This window comes from Microcoleus sp. F10-B2 (assembly GCF_036704965.1).
Lineage (GTDB): Bacteria > Cyanobacteriota > Cyanobacteriia > Cyanobacteriales > Microcoleaceae > Microcoleus.
Map to the genome: position 1 here is coordinate 1 of NZ_JAUBTB010000231.1, position 1,270 is coordinate 1,270.

The 1,270-nt window shown below is 41.9% G+C and carries 2 protein-coding genes; one reads left to right on the forward strand and one right to left on the reverse strand.

Annotated elements, in window-relative coordinates:
- Window positions 1–370 precede the first annotated feature (370 nt).
- Window positions 371–682 (reverse strand): transposase family protein, encoded by a 312-nt coding sequence (locus QUA99_RS32850; RefSeq protein WP_333245754.1) that lies wholly within the window; start codon window positions 680–682, stop codon window positions 371–373.
- 258 nt (window positions 683–940) lie between these two features.
- On the opposite strand from QUA99_RS32850, the gene QUA99_RS32855 reads away from it, so the two are divergent.
- Window positions 941–1,210 carry a hypothetical protein gene (locus QUA99_RS32855; RefSeq protein ID WP_333245751.1) on the forward strand — a complete coding sequence of 90 codons (270 nt, stop codon included), beginning with the start codon at window positions 941–943 and terminating at the stop codon, window positions 1,208–1,210.
- The last annotated feature ends 60 nt before the right edge of the window (window positions 1,211–1,270 follow it).

Here is a 1,270-nt window from a genome sequence, read left to right on the forward strand (position 1 = left end):
GCCCTTTCTGGACGGGCGGGATGGGCCCATCCCACAAGAACATCACGCATTGTAAGTTATTTAATTCTCATTCCTAACTAGATGTAAAGCGGATTTGCCTTGCTCTCGATTGTATGAGCCTTTAAGGGTCTTACCGTCAATCGATTTGAGATTTGAGATTTGAGATTTGAGATTGACTTGCGCGAGATAAATGCGGGGGACGCAAGGATTTTTGATTTTCGATTTTGGATCGATCCCACTGATCGATCGCGTGGCGGGTACCACCTTTGAAATTCGCTTGTCAATGGGAATTACCTGCGCTCCTGCTACCTCAACTATTGATTCTATCCAACGTCGAAAGCATTGCTCAAATACTTTGGGATTAATGCGTTCACTCGACGAGTCGAAATGTATCCGCACTCGGGATACCTCCTGGTAAAGCTAAAAACTGCTCCAACCATTCACCTTTACTTACTCCATAATTTTCCATGTCTTCCCATCCGTTACCTCCCAGGGCGATCGCTGACAATATTCCGATAATTAAAATATCTGTTAATACATGAACACGGGTTATTGCTACACGGGGGTCTTTGATTTGGGCAAATACTAATGCCATTTTTTCTGTCAGTTCAGTTGCCTGAGCTATACTCAATTTTTTTGACCTTTTAATCCTGTGTTTTTCAGATGTGAAACCTGATGCCATAAGACCGACCTGCTCAGTAAGATAGAAACTTTGTACTCACCAGTCTACTAGATAACATCTCCGAGCATCAAACGATATCTGTCATGATATAAATGTGCCAAATAATCTGTATTTTTAGCTGCCAAATTAGATGCGCTTACCCTGCATTATACGCCGATCGAGCTTTCGGATGCAGAGCAGTGGAAGTTTGATGACAGTATATTTCAGTTTGGTTCGGACAATGTAGTTATCGGTGCTAAAAAACAGAAATTGCGACAAGTGGCTGCTTCTAATGACGGTAGGTGGAGAATTGCTATTACAGCTTGGCGCGAGCAAAAAGCTACTGTTGTAGCAACTACAAGTTCACCGGCTAAGGTTGTCAAACTCAAACAAGGTGAAACTTTGATAGCTGATTGCGATTTGGTTAAAGGATTTACCAAGGGGATTGAAGAAGATTATCGAAAATTAGGTCATTTTGGCAAAGGCGGCGGGGAGGGTTATGTTTGGTTTTATCAGGGGAAAGGTAAATTATTACAGCACTTTGCGTGACTAAGAGGTACAGTAACAGCAGTGAGCAAAATAATTTTCGATTTGCTTAGTTGAACATAA